Consider the following 16192-nt stretch of genomic DNA (forward strand, 5'->3'; position numbering starts at 1 on the left):
TTTAACGCTTAATCTTCAAAATACGTGTAGCCTGCAAGGCCGGCATTTAGTTCGGACAAATATTGTGCCTTATATTGCTCATCAATTGCCAGTTCACTGACCCTTTTTGCGAAGTTTTCAGCAAGAATTTCGCTATCATAATCAACAAACTTTAATACGTCCTTAACGCTATCACCTTTTATTGCATTCGTTAGCTGGTAGCCGCTGTCGGTGAGTTCCACATGAACCGAGTCAGTATCACCAAACAAGTTGTGTAAATCACCCAAAATTTCTTGATATGCCCCTACTAAGAACATTGCAATATGATACTGCTGTCCTGGTTTATATTCAGGGATAGGTAGGCTGCTCTCAATTCCCGTGCCTTCAACATAATTACGGATTTGCCCATCAGAATCACAGGTAATATCTTGAATAATGGCGCGTTGTGTTAGTGGCTGATGTAAATTTTCAACAGGCATGACGGGGAATAACTGTTGAATCCCCCACACGTCTGGCAATGATTGAAACAATGAAAAGTTAACAAACAGTTTGTCAGCCAACTTTTCATTGAGATCATCGAGCACCTCACGATGCGCACGTGCATTTTCGCTAAGCGAAGCACGAACACGATGTAAAATAGTAAAATAAAGCTGCTCTAGCTTAGCCCACTCGAGCATGCTCAGTAAGCCGTGTACATATTGGTCGTGAGCTTCACTAAATAAATGCATAGCATCATGATAGATTTCTAGGGCCATACGGGGTGTTAAACGCTGTAAGCATTGCCACATATCTTCAAGCACTAACACACTATTTGTTTCTGGAGGCGTAGGGTTAGCATGATTAGGCGCACGCTCAACGTCAATCACGTCAGTAATCAATACCGCGTGGTGCGCAGTTAACGCACGACCCGACTCTGTAATAATAGCTGGATGTTTTAAGTCATGCTGTTGGCATACTTCAGCAAACGCATTCACAACATTACGTGCATACTCTTCAACACTATAATTCATTGAACATGCGCTACGTGAACCAGAGCCTTCATAGTCAACACCGAGTCCTCCACCAACATCAACGGTATTAAGAGGCACACCGAGTTGTGTTAGCTCAGCAAAGTGGCGGGCACATTCGCGTAACGCTCTATGAATGTCACGGATATTGGCAATTTGTGAACCGATATGAAAGTGCACTAGCTGCATCAGGTGTAATTTATTATGTGATTTTAATAACTCAACAGCCGAAAGCACCTGTCCCGCCGTTAAGCCGAACTTACCTTTTTCACCACCTGTGTTTTGCCACTTACCTTTACCCACGGAGTTTAAACGGATACGAATACCAATTGAGGGTTCAATACCTAAGTCATCAATTTCAGTTAATAGCGTTGTTAACTCAGAAAGCTTCTCAACGACAATGTGAACTTTATGACCAAGGGCTTGACCTATGCAGGCTAGGCGCAAAAACTCACTGTCTTTGTAACCATTACAAACAATGGTAATAGGGTTTTGCGCAACACCCAAGATCGCCATTAATTCAGGTTTAGAACCTGCTTCTAAACCAACCAAGCCGCTTGGATGAGCCAGAAGTTTAGTTACCACAGAGCGCTGTTGGTTTACTTTAATTGGGTATACACAAGTATAACTACCTTGATAATCTCGTGCATCACGTGCTTTGGTAAATGCACTCGTTAAAGTGCCAACACGATTTTGCAGAATATCGGTAAAACGCACTAGAACAGGTAATGTTAGACCTTGCTTTTTAAATTGTTCAGTCAGTTCAGATAAGGAAATCGCCGCCTTAGCTTGATCGCCATCAGGGTAAGCAACCAGCTCTCCCTGCGCATTAATGTCAAAATAGCCGTCACTCCAATGAGCGACATTATACGTGTTGCGTGCTTTATCTAAACCCCAAGTCATGGCATTGTCTTCTGTAGTTTCTTTAATATAAACGCATATTTTAATACGCTACCCGCCACCACGCTAACAAAAAATACTGATTAGACCAAAGACAAGTCAAATTAAATGATGTTTATTATCTAAGTCACCCTTTAAAATTCCGAAAGTAATAAACCTATCAGCTGTAGAATGAATAATATTAGAGCGCCGTTAGCTGGCCTCTATCTACATTCAAAACACCTGTATAGGCTATGGGTGCCAGCTCTGGCTCACTTACGAGTAAAAGCGTGAAAGAGTGCTGCTCAGCAACATCATTCAGTAACTGCCTGATCTCAGGGTGAGCAATAAACACCGGCAAATCGATTACCAATACCGCGGGTTGTATAAGTAGTGCTCTGGCTAATAAAATTCTGGCGACTAAGCTTTGTGGACAACCGCGTCCAAGCTCAGCAACTTGGCTATCTAGTAAAGATTCATTAAATCCTAATTTTGCAATGAATGCTTCAACCTCTGCACTGCGCTTTTTTCCCGTGCCGTATAAAATATTGCTGTAAATTGATCCCTTAAAAAGCTGAGAAAATTCATCAATAACAACTATCAACTGCTGTAAACGTCTAAAGTCTAGGTTTTCAAACCGTCTTCGACCTAACACTAAAAACCCAGAGACAGGTTCTAGTTGTTGCGCAAGAGCGCGACATAGCATTGACTTACCAGCTTGCCCACGAATTAAAATACGCTCGCCAGCAGCAATCACAGCATTACACTCTGGCATTGCACTCAAAATACGTAACTGACGTAGTTTTAAATCATAGCGTTGAAAACGCTTTAAACGATGCTCCGCACGCTTTGTTGTTAGTGTGCAGCGATCATGAGCTAATTTTAAACGCTTTCGAGCAACATAAAAGTTAACCCAATCGGCCCAGCTTCTAATTAAATAATCGATACTCAATAAACATAGAGATAAAATAAGTACGCGAACTAAACTTGACCACGCCATTATGTTCATATCTTTTGAGTTCAGTACGATTAAAGTGGTCACTGTGAGTGGTGCTAAGCTTCGGCATATTAAAATACCTCCTCGCCAATACACAAGCTGCCATGCTAAATCACGTCCTCGACGATCAATACGCTTCACTTCTTTACCTTGATTCCTCATCCGAGCAACATTGAGATAACCAAAGCAACGCTCGCTCAAATGCCCACTTAAGCGACCACGACTAGTACGAATATTACCCGCGAACCGCAAAGCCCACAGCGTAATGGACGCAATAAAAGCAAACACTATAATCACAGCAAGTAGTACATCAAAAGCCAGTTTTTGATTCTGCATAAACAGCAGCCAACCAAAAACGATTAGCCCTATTCCTCCCATTTGTCCGTAAGCTAAGCCTCGTCCTGCAAAATGAGCAACACCATTGGCGTCACTTATTAAGCGGTTCATAGCCACGCCAAGACGGTTGGGCCCATGCTCTATATCTGCACTCAACATCCGCTGAAAAAGCGCATTACGATATGCTAAAACGAGTTTCTGTCCATTTTGCTCGGCAAGAACACTGAGGCAAAATCTGGCTACAAGATTAACTAAAACGCCACCCAAAAGTGCTATGGTTAGCGAGAACACCTCGCTTTGCCAAGCATTTGAAAACCAAATTAACTTGTAGCTACTCGCTCCTACACTTAGCAATGCTAATAGAGTGAGGGATATAAGCCGCAACGGCCCAATCCCCGACAAAAATGTAGGAAATCCACTGTTCATACTAGGCTGTACCTGATGTGTAAGCGTCAGTTCCTAAAATATAACAAGCTGTTGTAGGGTCGCGTAAATCAGCTAAATCATACACAGTCATCCCTAATGCATTTGCCGCCTCACGTGTGGCTAATGGAGAAGCACAGATACGTCCACCAATTCCCTGCACATTGTATCCCTGGTTCACCAGCCAACTGGCACCACTTTGTGCACCCATAGCTTCGCGTGCAGTAAATAAAACATTTGGAAAATGTTGTTTAAAGTCAGGACTTTCTAGAATCGCATTTGTTTCTTGTTGATAGATACCATCAGCCACTTCAATCACAATTGCAGTGCAACCCTTGCGTATTAGTTCTGCCGCTAGAACAGGATAAATTTGCTTCGCTTGTTCATTACCAATATTAAAACTTGTTGGATAACCTGCATCAGTAAAGTCAAGTACGTGCGCGGCACCTGAATCCTTCATTAGCCAAAGATCACCACCTGCTCCAGTGCCTGTAATTTTCATTGCCCCCACAGTGTGACCAGCAGCATTTAAACCATGAATTAAATGGGCCGCTGTGGTTGTTTTACCCGCATTCATCGAAGTACCAACCACCACCACACTTGGTACACTATTGGCTACGAGTCCATATTGATGGCTGGGCAGTTTATAATCAGCGACATTTATAACCTGATCATGTTTATTAGTGATTAATCCTATTGGTTGAATAGCAGTGGGTACTGAAATGCGACTGTGCCAACCAAGCGCTAAACCAGCAATACCACCAGCAGCAACCATATGACAAGCATCTAAGTTATTGGGTACGGTCGCTTCAAATTGATCTGGAGCATAACGATTGCCAAAAGCGAGAATAATCTCATCGCCTTCATATAAAGTTGCTTTACGACCATCAATTCGCTCTATTTTTGTATGGTGACCAATCTCTGTCACTCTTGCTAATACAAGGTCACCACTTTTAGGTGACTGGTTTGTGTTTAATCCCTGCAAATCATTGCTGTCTACTCGGCGTGTTACAAAAGCACGCTTTGCAGACTGAAGGCGCTGTGACATAGTGTAAGATGATGCTGACATAATATAATTCCTATACATTAAGTGACTATAATTGGCCTCATTGCCAATCAATGAGTGCATCTTAAAAGCATCACCCTGACAGCTATGTTATATACCCAGTAAGCTTGCTGTAATATTCAAAAAAGACATTAAAAATCAAATAACTAACTATTTATTTTTTATTAAAATAAAAAATTAGTAAACCTAAATGGTGACTGTAAGGTTGTTGTAAGCTAAGGCTAAGTATACTCCTTTGTTGCTATCTTCTTCTTTAGGCGGGCTATGTCGTTATCCAACAATAAACAATGCCATTTTATCCCTTTAGCAATCGTTTTATTTTTGCTGACAGGGTTCGCTTATGGTCAAAATGAGCAGTGCACAGTTCAAAGCAACACTCCCTCAGCGAAAGTTTTTTATCGCTTTATTAAAAAGTTTAAAGCTGAAGACTTATTAAATGGGGAGACTCTTTTGAAATCAAATGTGCAGCAACTCGACTGTCAACCAGTCTTTAAGGTCAAAATTGTTAATCGTAGTGGTGATGTCAGTCATCGTTATTACCAAACCGACACCTTTGAGTTGATATTAGATGATAGTAAAAAGCAATGGGATCCCATCAACCGTGTTTTTCAAGAGTTAGATAAACTGGTTGGTGATAAGAGTAGCAGCAAGGAACAACCATAAAAGGAAGCAATATGCGCGCGTTAGTCGTTGAAGATAATACTCAAGCTGCCGAGCAAATTAGTCACGCATTAACTGAACATGGATTTGCAGTCGATCAATGTCATGATGGCGAAGAAGCGTGGTTTATAGGTGATACGGAAGAATATGATATCGCTATTTTAGATATTGGCTTGCCAAAACGTGATGGCTTAAGTGTCTTATCTGATTGGCGAAGAAATGGTAATAAAATGCCCGTTATTATCTTAACCGCCCGTGATACATGGCGTGAGCGGGTAACAGGGTTAAGAGCTGGCGCAGATGATTACTTAATCAAACCATTTGAAATGGAAGAATTACTCGCACGCGTAGAAGCCCTTGTTAGGCGCAGCAATGGCCATGCTAGCAGCGTTTTAAGTGCCGGTTCTTTGGAATTAGATACCGCAACTCAACGTGCGACACTGGCAGGAACTCATCTTGATCTAAGCGCATTAGAATATCGTTTACTCGCCTACTTAATGAATAGACAGAATCAGGTTGTCTCCAAAGCAACACTGACAGAGCATTTATATCAAATGGACTTTGAACATAACTCAAATGTTATTGAAGTTTTGGTTAACCGTGTACGTAAAAAGCTAGGCACCACGCATATTCAAACCCGACGCGGACAAGGATATCTTCTCAATGCCGACGAATAAAACTTACTCGTTACGCGGTCGTTTAATCCAACGCATGATCATTTTCATGATAATTGCGCTGAGTGTGTTATCGGTGGCACTAGTCATGCTTTTCGACTCATATATAGAGCGACGATTTGATCGAACGCTAACAAATAAATCAAACTCGTTATTGGCTGCCACACAGTTCACCGCATCTGGGGAGTTACAGCTGGATCACATCTCTGCAGCAGCGCGATTTCAAGAACCTTTATCTGGTTGGTATTGGCAAGTCATTCATCAAGGTGAGGTAAAACAGCAATCAGCTTCGTTATATGCCGACGCCCCGTTTCCTTTAATTGCTGAGCATAATAACCCGCAGCTAACTTTTATTGAATTTGAAGGGCCAACAGGCTTAGCCTTACGAGGGGCCATTCGTCGTGTTCATTTTCAAGCTATCGATCAAACGGTATTCATCATTGTCAGTGGTCCAAAAGATGATATTCATAGTGATGTAATTGCTTTTGCAACACGCTTAATAGTCGCGTTTGCACTTTTAGGCTTAGTATTTGCCAGCCTTTTACTCTGGCAACTAAAAAAAATGCTTCATCCGATAAAAGAGTTACAACGAGGAATTCGCGCCATTCGAGATGGACAGCAAGACTCCTTGACTTTATCTCTTCCGAATGAGCTTGATGAAGTACAAACTGAACTTAATCATTTGCTACAAAACAATAAAGAAATATTAGAACGAGCTCGTTTGCAAGCATCAAATCTCGCGCATGCTTTGAAAAATCCAATTTCAGTGCTGAAGAATCATGCAAATCAGTTACCTCAAAGCGACGCAAAAATCATTCTTGAACAAGCTGAAAAGCTGAGTCAAAGCACGCATAGCCACTTGGCACGCGCTCGTTTGGCGGGCTCATTTGAAAAACTGGCTGCAAGAACCAATGTCGCAGACACACTCAGTGAGCTGATTTTTAGCCTTGAGCTTTTATATAAGCGAAAAGGCTTGAAAATAGATTTCTCTTGTCACCCTCATCTGCAATTTAATGGCGATAACCATGATCTTGATGAGGTCTTAGGGAACCTAATCGATAATGCCTGTAAATGGGCCACACAACGTGTATTTATTAAAGCAACACATGTTGAGCGTGGCATAGAAATATGCATAGAAGATGACGGCCCAGGTATTCCAATCACTGAACGCCAAACTGTGTTTGCTCCTGGCAAGCGCTTAGATGAAACAACACAAGGCAGTGGCTTAGGCCTCAATATAGTTCAAGATATTGTTCTACTGTATGGTGGCACTATTTCCTTGCATGACAGTACACTTTCAAAAACAGGTTTAGCTATCACTTTGCTACTACCTGGCACGCATATAATCATGGATTGACACTCGGAGTTCTTATGAAACAATTAATCTTATCAATTGCTTTATTTACCCTAACTGGATGCCAGCTCACTGAATTAGTTAAAGATCCTGGGGCAATTGAAACACAACTGAAAAAACAGCATGCCTTAGCAGCATTGGCGATCAACGAAGAGCTTGATCTGTTTTTAAGTGATCAAGGTCGTCAGCACCTGTTTCGTGAGTTGGCTCATAGCCTAAAAAAACCCACACACAGTAAAATAGTTAATCAAGACTCAGTGACTAAAACTCGCTGGACGGCAACCATCGACGACACCACTTTACAAGCCTTTCAGCTACAACGTGTTGGTCAAGAAAGTATAAAAACCAATTTTGAACTCATGTTTCTTGATATACCGGTGATTAGCAAAAATAAAACATCTCTTTTTCAGGCGCCATCGCCTGATTCAGCACCAATGGGTCAAATTGCCAAGAATGAATTAGTGAAAGTGCTAGCCTTAGAGCTTAATGAAGAATGGGCATTAATTGAGCGAGATAACCAGCTCATCGGCTATGCAAAATATGCCGATTTTGAAAATACAATCAAAAAGCGAGATTTTCTAAACAGCCGTCCGTATGAGCTAAAAGTAACATATGATAACGACCTGACACGCGATGGCTATGTATTACCTATTCACCACATTTTTGGCTTAGCGCAGTGCCGCATTGTTAAATTACAATTTAAGCGCCAAGCGATACAACAGCAGCGCACTATCAATTTATGCCAAAAAACACCTGATGTTTGGTTTATTGATCCTCACCACGATAGCGCAACCACAGCCAATTAATAACCTGACACTCACCTTACAACGCCTCTAAGTATTTTGTCAGGATAGGTTTTTTACTATGTCTCTTATTTATTTAATAAGAGACAAAACATGCGCTACTCATACACTATTTTCCCTGTAACCCTACTACTCACAAGTGCACAAGTCAGCAGCAGTGACATACAATTAAAAGACTTAATAAATGAGCTTGATATTTCACCTTACGCTAATTTAAAAATTGCCGCGACTTATAGCAATAAGCAAGAAAAAACAAATGAACGGTCAAACCGTTCTTCTCAACAGTGGCAATTAAAAGATAATGCCAGTAAAGCAGGAGTTAAATTTAATTACCCTGTTGCCCAAAGCAAGATCTACGGTCGTTATGAATTGGGAACCAATGCTAATACTGATGACACGCCCTTTTTTAAAACTCGGCAAGCCTATTTAGGTGTACGCACCCAATGGGGGAAACTACAGTATGGGCAACAAAATGCGATTGTAAAAAACTACGACAACTTTGACCGTAGCCACCGTGTGGGCGCATCGGTTCATTTAACAAAAGACGAGTTAAACACCAAACGCCCTTCTCATACCATGCAATATCACACTCGCTTTGATGAGTTTCGCCTTTCAGGTCAATACAACTTCAGCCGCACACTGGAAAATAGACCGCAATTGAGAATTGGTAGCCAGCGATTGAGGGTCAAAGATACTAAGCTAGATTACGGGGTTGGACTAGGTATTCATTACACAGGTCTCAAAAATATCGAGCTTGAAGCTGGTTATCAAGCCAGCTATTACGAACAAGCCAAGTATCATACCCACATCGCTTCTGCTAAATGGCAAGCAAGCTCAAATTTGCAAGTTTCTATTTATGGCGCAACACACTCACTCAAAGACTTACAAAAATCTAAAACCGCAGAATCTCGACACTACGCACTTAGCGCTCGTTATCGTTTATTTGACCAGCACCGAATCTATGGCAGTCTAGAGTATGCTTATGGCGCTAATGACATAAAAGGAGCGAAGCAACGCGCCCTTGTCATTGGTAACGACTATCGATTTGCATCGCAAAAACACGCTTATGTAGAAATTCGAAAACGTTATTTCGATGCTGATAAGGCTGATGATATTAATGTGGCTCTTGGCATTAATATTAAATTTTAATTAGTCTTACTATTTGGATAATGGTTTATTTTTGTAATGCCTGTAGTTTATTGTTTTAAATAATTATTAATTGTTTATCTCGATAAAACGACACAACCTTTATCACGATTAAAAAGGTGCCAACTACAAGGTGAAGAAAAATTTTCGCTATACTGATTAAAATTTGATTGAGCAATTGGCCAAGCACTGGCAGAATTGCACCCCTTTTTTACCATTAACCAAAAGTGTATAAGCAAGATGGCTAATTTAGATCAAAACAACTGGTTCACTGAAATTAGTGACCGTGATGGTAGTGCCTTTTCACTTCGCATAAACAAAAAGCTTGATGAACAGCAGTCACCATTTCAAAAAGTAGAAATGTATGAAACGACTGACTTTGGTAATCTTATGATTATTGATGGCTGCACTATGGTAAGTAGTCGTGAAAACTTTTTCTATCACGAAATGATCAGCCATCCAGCCTTGCTTGCACACCCCGCTCCTAAAAATGTAGTTATCATTGGTGGTGGCGACTGCGGAACATTGCGCGAAGTATTAAAGCACCCAGGTGTTGAAAGCGTGACGCAAATTGATATTGATGAAGTCGTGACACAAATGTCACTAAAATATTTCCCAGAATTATGTGAATCAAACCAAGATCCACGCGCCACTGTGATGTTTGACGACGGTATCAAATACATGCGTGAAGCTGCACCTGAGTCAATCGATGTTGTGATTGTAGACGGTACAGACCCTGTTGGTCCGGGTGAAGGTTTATTTAACCATGCTTTTTATACTAGCTGTTTAACGGCCTTGCGTCCTGGTGGTATCTTAATTCAACAAAGTGAATCACCGCTTATGCACATGCCACTGTTAGTAGAAATGCGCGACGCGATGACTGAAGTTGGTTTTAATGACCTGCAAACACTGCCTTTCCCACAACCAATCTACCCAAGTGGTTTATGGTCAGTGACGCTTGCGCGTAAATCAGCAGCTTTCAATGGTTTTCGTGAAAACGATGCTAATACTCTTTCACAAAGCACAGAATACTATAACGCAGGCATTCACCACGGTGCATTAGCCACACCAAATTATATGAAACGTGCTTTTGAGAAAAAGTAGTTTTACCTAAATTGAAAAGGGCTCATTGAGCCCTTTTTTGTTACCAATTGGTTTTAAACCTTAAATCGATTAACTAAATGATTAAGCTCATTAGTTAATTGGCTCATACGATTAGCCACCTCTTGAGTCGAGCTTGCTAAGCCTCCACCTTGCTGAGTTTGATCGTTTAAGTCTGACAAGTTTTGACTTATTTCATCAGCCACTGCGGTTTGCTCTTCAGTTGCTTGCGCCGTCTGCATTGCCATGTCGTTTACTTTCACTGATGATTCTTGCATCAAGTTTAATACATCATTTGTTTGCGTGAATGATTCAACCGCTTCATCGGCATAACGCTTACCACTATTGATAGCCTGTAGTGATTGCTCCACACTTGCCGCAAACTGCTCAACCATCGTTTGTATGTCATTCGTGCTGTCTTGCGTTCGCGTTGCAAGGGTACGTACTTCATCTGCTACAACAGCAAACCCACGGCCTTGTTCGCCTGCTCGAGCAGCCTCAATGGCCGCATTCAAAGCGAGTAAATTTGTTTGCTCAGCAATGGCACGTATTACTTCAAGTACTTTGGCAATATTATCTGAGCTTTGTTGTAACTCTGTAGAGCGTTGGCTTGCATGCTCCATATTTTCGGATAATGCGGTAATTTTTCTGCTTGAGTTATCAACTGCTGACAACCCCTGCTTGGCAAGCTGTTGTGAGTTATCAGCCTCATGGGATGAATTTTGCGCTACATTTGCCACTTCACGGCTAGCGACACTCATTTCATGTACTGCGCTGACAATCGACTCAGATGCTTGGCTGAGCTTTTGATTAACTTGATGGTTTTGATTAGCAAAACTGCCTAAGTCGTTACCTAAGTCATTTAACTCTTTAGCTTGTTCTAAAATGTCTTTAATCAACTGCTGCAAATTATCTAAAAAGCGGTTGAAAGCAGTCGCAAGCTCAGCAAATTCGTCTTGTGTTTTTACATTAATTCGCCCCGTTAAATCACCATCTCCAGAAGCGATTTCATTAATGCGCTCGGTGACATAATTAATTTGTGTAGTTAATTGACGCGGTACAAAATAACTAAACCAACCTGCAATGGCTAATACAACGGCGATCATGATCATTAACATTACTTTAAAGCTAATCACTTTGCTCATCAGCTTCTCGGTTTCAGCTTGTGAGGTTTTATCGGCCGCTTCCCCCGCTTTATCAAGGATATCTCGAAGCGCTGAAAATGCGCGCTCAGCGTTTTGTTTTTTCTCGCTACTCAATGAATCATTTATGTAAGAAGTGGATGCTGAAAACCATGAATCAAAGGCTTTATTAAAACCACCAAATTGTCTTGTTACCTCAGGATAGGCAGACATATAAGATAGATACTGTTTGAAACGATCAGCCACTTGATTTGCATTTTCTTGATGATCATCTAAATAAGCTTTATCACCTTTATCTGTGGTCACTAAGTGAAGTTCAGCCACTTTTGCTTGGTATAAGTCTCTGTCTGCATTTACCACTACTGACACAGCATTAACAAACCGCTCTGACTGTGCGTCTATTGCTACTCTTTGTAAGTTTATTAAGTAGGTGTAACCTGCTATCAAGATCACAATAGCAATTGCGAGTAAAACGATAGGCAGTGAACTTTTGACACGTATGCTATGTAATTTCATACATTTTCCTAATCAAATTCTTAATCAGCATATTTGTAAGAGCTTAGCTGAAATACATTAAAAGTGTATGAAGTTAAAAGCGCCAATGTGCAGAAAGCATAAATTGTTGTTGTGAATTGCGCTCATTAAATCCCATACTTGGTCTATTTTGAGCGTCACTGCTCAGTACTGAATATTCAGCACCCACTTGCCACTGTGTTGACAACTGATATCGCCAACTAGCGGTTAAAGCTTCTCCTCGGCTTTGGTTAGGATCAAACACCCAATCATCATGATCACTAACCTTAAAGTAATCATACCTAATTGTGAGACGATGCTGGTCTAACTTGTGGCTTAACATAATAAAATGACTGTAAAAACTATTGTTTACGCCTCGGTTTTTACCCATTGCAGTCTTACCATCTAAGAGCTGCATAATAATGCGTGTCTGCTTGGTAAACTTGTACAACCACGCAGCACTCAAAAAGCGCGTATCCCAAGCATACTGACCGGTACGCGTATTTATTGCACTTGGATCACCATTGTTATCATAGTAGTAGATACGAAATTGTGAGCGCTTTTGATAATCCCAATGTGCGCCAACATAGTAACCAAACCGACCATCGACTTCTTCGAAAGGCTGCACATAGTCGGCCTGCTTGATGAGCTGTGAATTAGAAAAAGATGCTGGCACAGAAAAGTCGATACGCTCATTAAATGTTGTTTGCCTATCATGAAGTGCAAAACCACGCCAAGACAACAGCGTTCCTACAGGATCGTTACCTTTAAAAACCGCTGCAACGGCCTCAAAACTATGGTCACTACGAAACTGTCGACCAGGGCGTTTTATACTTGTTTCCACACCAAAAGTACGTACTTCTTCACCTAACCAACTATTAATGGCTGAGTTGGTGTAGTTATAAGGCGACATCCAGCCACTTTGTGGGTTCTCAAGCGACATTTTCGGATAAAAACCACCCGCTTTAACAGCTAACTTATAACGACTTTCTGTCAACGGCTGGTATTGTAGATAAGCTTGGCTAAAACCGATTGTCATAGAAGGGTCAGCATGAACATTAACAGTGGAGTGCACAGACCAATCTCTATCTAACTCTAAGCGACTGCTGAGCATCGCTTGAGAAAGACGAATACCATCATGGTCATTATCGTAGCGATATAAACCAATACCGGTACGCTGGTAGCTGGCTAATTGATCGCCTTTTAGTGCGGATATTGCGATTAATCCTTCATGCTCTGCAAGTACAGAGCTAGGTAAACCAACAAGCACAGAGCACAGTACTACTTGCCACTTATTCATAGTCATCGAACTCGTCACTGCTTAATTCAAGTGCTGGTAAAAGCGCCTGCTTTAATTGATAACGTAACACACTGTTTTTGCTATTAAACGAAGTAATTTCTGGTTCGCTAATGTCAGACAACCGATCATGCCATATCGCTAACTCAAACGTCCCTTCAGGGAGATCTAAATCAACAAAACCGTGTTCATCAGTTTGCGCAAATGATGGACTATCAACCACAACAATATAACCCAGCATCCAGTCATGAATATTACATCCGAGTTCAACAACCCCTGTCTGCTCAAAACGAACCGGCTTTTCAGGTTTATCTCGGTAAAGTTTTAATTCGAAGTGTTTTGCTTTAGAAAATGAATACACATGGTGCATGATAGAATCTAAGTTCGGAAACTCAACATTCGCCCCTTTAGGCACCACTAATACATGAGGAGAAAAAGCTCTATTTTCTTGGCTCATGGTGTAACTAGCTTCCGTTGATGGACTTTGAGAATGGTCTTTCAACCAAACAACAGCATTAGCAACAGGCTGACTGTTTTGGTCAACAACTTGAATTTTCTGTGCCATAAGTGTTGGACTAAAGGTAAGTAATAACAGGATTATTCTTATCATTTTTGATGAACCTTTTCATATGCTTGGCTTTTTAAAATCAGTGCGTACTTTGCTGAATACGTATGCAGATACCTCGTATTAACACGCAAGTCAATTTATGCTTATTGTGACAACAATTCACAATCATAAGCCGCCAAGGAACAACAATGCGATTTACAGCTTTAATGTTAGCAGCCTTTTCAGGTACTTGCCTAGCACAAACCACGACTGTCAGCTCTCCTGATGGGCAAATAAAAGTCACAATTTCCGATGAACAACACGCACCTAGCTACGAAGTTAGCTTTGCAGGTAAACAAATTATTGCAAACTCTGCGCTGGGCTTGGTGTTCAAGCAACAACCAGCAATGAGCGAAGGCTACAAAATTAGCAGCCAGACAACTGATTCTGTAAAAAGCAGCTGGGAGCAACCTTGGGGTGAACGCCAAATTGTTGTTGATAACCACAATGAAGTGGCTGTTACATTTAAAAAGCCACAACCTCAAGGCGGCACATTTACAGTGCGCTTTCGTGCTTTTAACGACGGGGTTGGCTTTCGATACGAATTACCAAAGCAAGCAGGCTTTGAAGATATAGAGATCACAAAAGAACTCACTGAATTTGCTATTACAGATTCATCAGATGCAACGGCTTGGTGGATACCTGCACGCGGTTGGAACCGCTATGAATATGTTTATAACACCACACCATTACATAAAGCGGCACTGGTACACACACCATTTACCTTAAAAAACAAAGATGGCATCCATATTAGTATTCACGAAGCAGCCCTTGTTGACTATGCTGGCATGGTTCTAAATCAACGCCGTGACGGTACTTTTCAAGCCGATTTAACACCTTGGTCTGATGGCGTAGCAGTTAAGAAACACGGCGCATTCAATACTCCTTGGCGTACAATTCAAATTGGTGATGAAGCTGTTGATTTAATTAACTCAGATATAATCTTAAATCTAAACGAACCAAATAAACTTGGTGATGTATCGTGGGTTAAACCTGGCAAATACGTCGGTATTTGGTGGGGTATGCATATCAATGAAAATACGTGGGGTAGCGGTAAGATTCATGGTGCTACAACCGCAAACACTAAATACTATATGGACTTTGCAGCTAAGTATGGCTTCGATGGCGTACTCGTCGAAGGCTGGAATATTGGCTGGGATGGCGACTGGTTCTATAACGGTGATGTATTTAGCTTCACACAGCCTTATGATGACTTCGACATTGAGGAATTAACTCGCTATGGCAAAGAAAAAGGCGTGCAATTAATCGGGCACCACGAAACATCAGGTAACGTTACTAACTACCGCAATCAAATGGAAGATGCGTTTGCGCTGTACGAAAAATCAAATGTGAGCCAAGTAAAAACAGGTTACGTTGCTGACGGCGGCAACATAAAGCGTATTGATGAAAACGGTATTGTGCGTAAAGAATGGCACGATAGTCAGTTTATGGTAAACGAATACCTATATAACGTAAAACTGGCTGCACAACATAAGATTAGCATTAATACGCATGAGCCAATCAAAGATACTGGCCTGCGCCGTACATACCCAAACTGGATAACCCGAGAAGGTGCGCGCGGACAAGAGTTTAATGCATGGGGAACCCCTCCAAACCCACCAGAGCACATTCCTATGCTTGCTTTTACTCGCATGCTGGCAGGTCCAATGGACTTCACACCAGGTATTTTTGATATGGGCTTTAACGGTTTAGGTGCCGATACCAACCGCCCACAAACAACCTTAGCGAAGCAATTAGCGCTATATGTTGTAATGTACAGCCCAATTCAAATGGCCGCAGATTTGCCACGTAACTACTTAGCGAAACCAGATGCATTCCAATTTATTCAAGATGTACCAACTGATTGGCAACAAAGTATTGCACTACAAGGCGAAGTTGGCGATTACGTTGTATTTGCACGTAAAGAGCGCAAGCGTGATCAATACTCAGGTAACGACTGGTATCTAGGTGCTGTTACAGACGAAAAAGCCCGCACTTTAGAAGTGAAGTTAGACTTCTTAGATAAAGGTAAAAAGTTTGAAGCGCAAATCTATCGCGATGGTGACAAAGCACAGTGGGTAAATAACCCTTACGACTTAAAAGTAGAAAAACGCATAGTGACTGCTGATGATAAGCTAACGTTAAAGCTTGCCACCAGCGGCGGCACAGCGATTCGTTTTAAAGCACTGTAAGACGAGTTTAACAAAC

General features: G+C 41.4%; 13 protein-coding genes. 7 read left to right on the top strand and 6 right to left on the bottom strand.

Annotation, left to right across the window (positions count from 1 at the left end):
• Nucleotides 1-8 precede the first annotated feature (8 nt).
• The 3 genes from speA to L3V38_RS18610 form a co-directional block, all read right to left on the bottom strand.
• Nucleotides 9-1889: a biosynthetic arginine decarboxylase gene (gene speA / locus L3V38_RS18600; protein ID WP_130149139.1), complete on the bottom strand. Its 1881-nt coding sequence runs from the start codon at nucleotides 1887-1889 to the stop codon at nucleotides 9-11.
• Between the two features lie 178 nt (nucleotides 1890-2067).
• Entirely contained in the window at nucleotides 2068-3624 is a 1557-nt protein-coding gene (locus L3V38_RS18605) for an ABC transporter ATP-binding protein (RefSeq protein WP_237120310.1), read from the bottom strand.
• A 1-nt stretch (nucleotide 3625) separates the two neighbouring features.
• Nucleotides 3626-4690, bottom strand: a complete 1065-nt coding sequence (locus L3V38_RS18610) for a molybdopterin guanine dinucleotide synthesis B family protein (RefSeq protein ID WP_237114556.1) — start codon at nucleotides 4688-4690, stop codon at nucleotides 3626-3628.
• Between the two features lie 261 nt (nucleotides 4691-4951).
• On the opposite strand from L3V38_RS18610, the gene L3V38_RS18615 reads away from it, so the two are divergent.
• The 6 genes from L3V38_RS18615 (at nucleotide 4952) to speE (ending at nucleotide 10428) form a co-directional block, all read left to right on the top strand.
• Nucleotides 4952-5350: a hypothetical protein gene (locus L3V38_RS18615; protein WP_237120311.1), complete on the top strand. Its 399-nt coding sequence runs from the start codon at nucleotides 4952-4954 to the stop codon at nucleotides 5348-5350.
• Between the two features lie 11 nt (nucleotides 5351-5361).
• Nucleotides 5362-6024 (top strand): response regulator transcription factor, encoded by a 663-nt coding sequence (locus L3V38_RS18620; protein WP_130149142.1) that lies wholly within the window; start codon nucleotides 5362-5364, stop codon nucleotides 6022-6024.
• Nucleotides 6011-7378 (top strand): ATP-binding protein, encoded by a 1368-nt coding sequence (locus tag L3V38_RS18625; RefSeq protein ID WP_237120313.1) that lies wholly within the window; start codon nucleotides 6011-6013, stop codon nucleotides 7376-7378. The genes L3V38_RS18620 and L3V38_RS18625 overlap by 14 nt, the downstream gene beginning before the upstream one ends.
• A gap of 14 nt (nucleotides 7379-7392) precedes the next feature.
• Nucleotides 7393-8181, top strand: a complete 789-nt coding sequence (locus L3V38_RS18630; RefSeq protein WP_237120314.1) for an SH3 domain-containing protein — start codon at nucleotides 7393-7395, stop codon at nucleotides 8179-8181.
• A 90-nt stretch (nucleotides 8182-8271) separates the two neighbouring features.
• Entirely contained in the window at nucleotides 8272-9327 is a 1056-nt protein-coding gene (locus tag L3V38_RS18635) for a porin (protein ID WP_237120315.1), read from the top strand.
• 237 nt (nucleotides 9328-9564) lie between these two features.
• On the top strand, nucleotides 9565-10428 hold the full coding sequence (gene speE / locus L3V38_RS18640) for a polyamine aminopropyltransferase (protein ID WP_237120316.1): 864 nt from the start codon (nucleotides 9565-9567) through the stop codon (nucleotides 10426-10428).
• Nucleotides 10429-10481: 53 nt separating this feature from the next.
• On the opposite strand, the gene L3V38_RS18645 is transcribed toward speE, so the two are convergent.
• From L3V38_RS18645 to L3V38_RS18655, 3 genes are all read right to left on the bottom strand, one after another.
• On the bottom strand, nucleotides 10482-12083 hold the full coding sequence (locus L3V38_RS18645) for a methyl-accepting chemotaxis protein (RefSeq protein WP_130149147.1): 1602 nt from the start codon (nucleotides 12081-12083) through the stop codon (nucleotides 10482-10484).
• Between the two features lie 73 nt (nucleotides 12084-12156).
• On the bottom strand, nucleotides 12157-13386 hold the full coding sequence (locus L3V38_RS18650; protein WP_237120317.1) for a hypothetical protein: 1230 nt from the start codon (nucleotides 13384-13386) through the stop codon (nucleotides 12157-12159).
• Nucleotides 13373-13987, bottom strand: coding sequence for a methylamine utilization protein (locus L3V38_RS18655; RefSeq protein ID WP_237120318.1), 615 nt, complete (start codon nucleotides 13985-13987; stop codon nucleotides 13373-13375). Before L3V38_RS18655 ends, L3V38_RS18650 begins: the two co-directional genes overlap by 14 nt.
• Nucleotides 13988-14133: 146 nt before the next feature.
• Here L3V38_RS18655 and L3V38_RS18660 point away from each other — a divergent pair, with 146 nt between their 5' ends.
• Nucleotides 14134-16176, top strand: coding sequence for a glycoside hydrolase family 97 protein (locus L3V38_RS18660; RefSeq protein ID WP_237120319.1), 2043 nt, complete (start codon nucleotides 14134-14136; stop codon nucleotides 16174-16176).
• Nucleotides 16177-16192 lie beyond the last annotated feature (16 nt).

It is taken from the genome of Pseudoalteromonas sp. L1, from assembly GCF_021728095.1.
Lineage (GTDB): Bacteria > Pseudomonadota > Gammaproteobacteria > Enterobacterales > Alteromonadaceae > Pseudoalteromonas.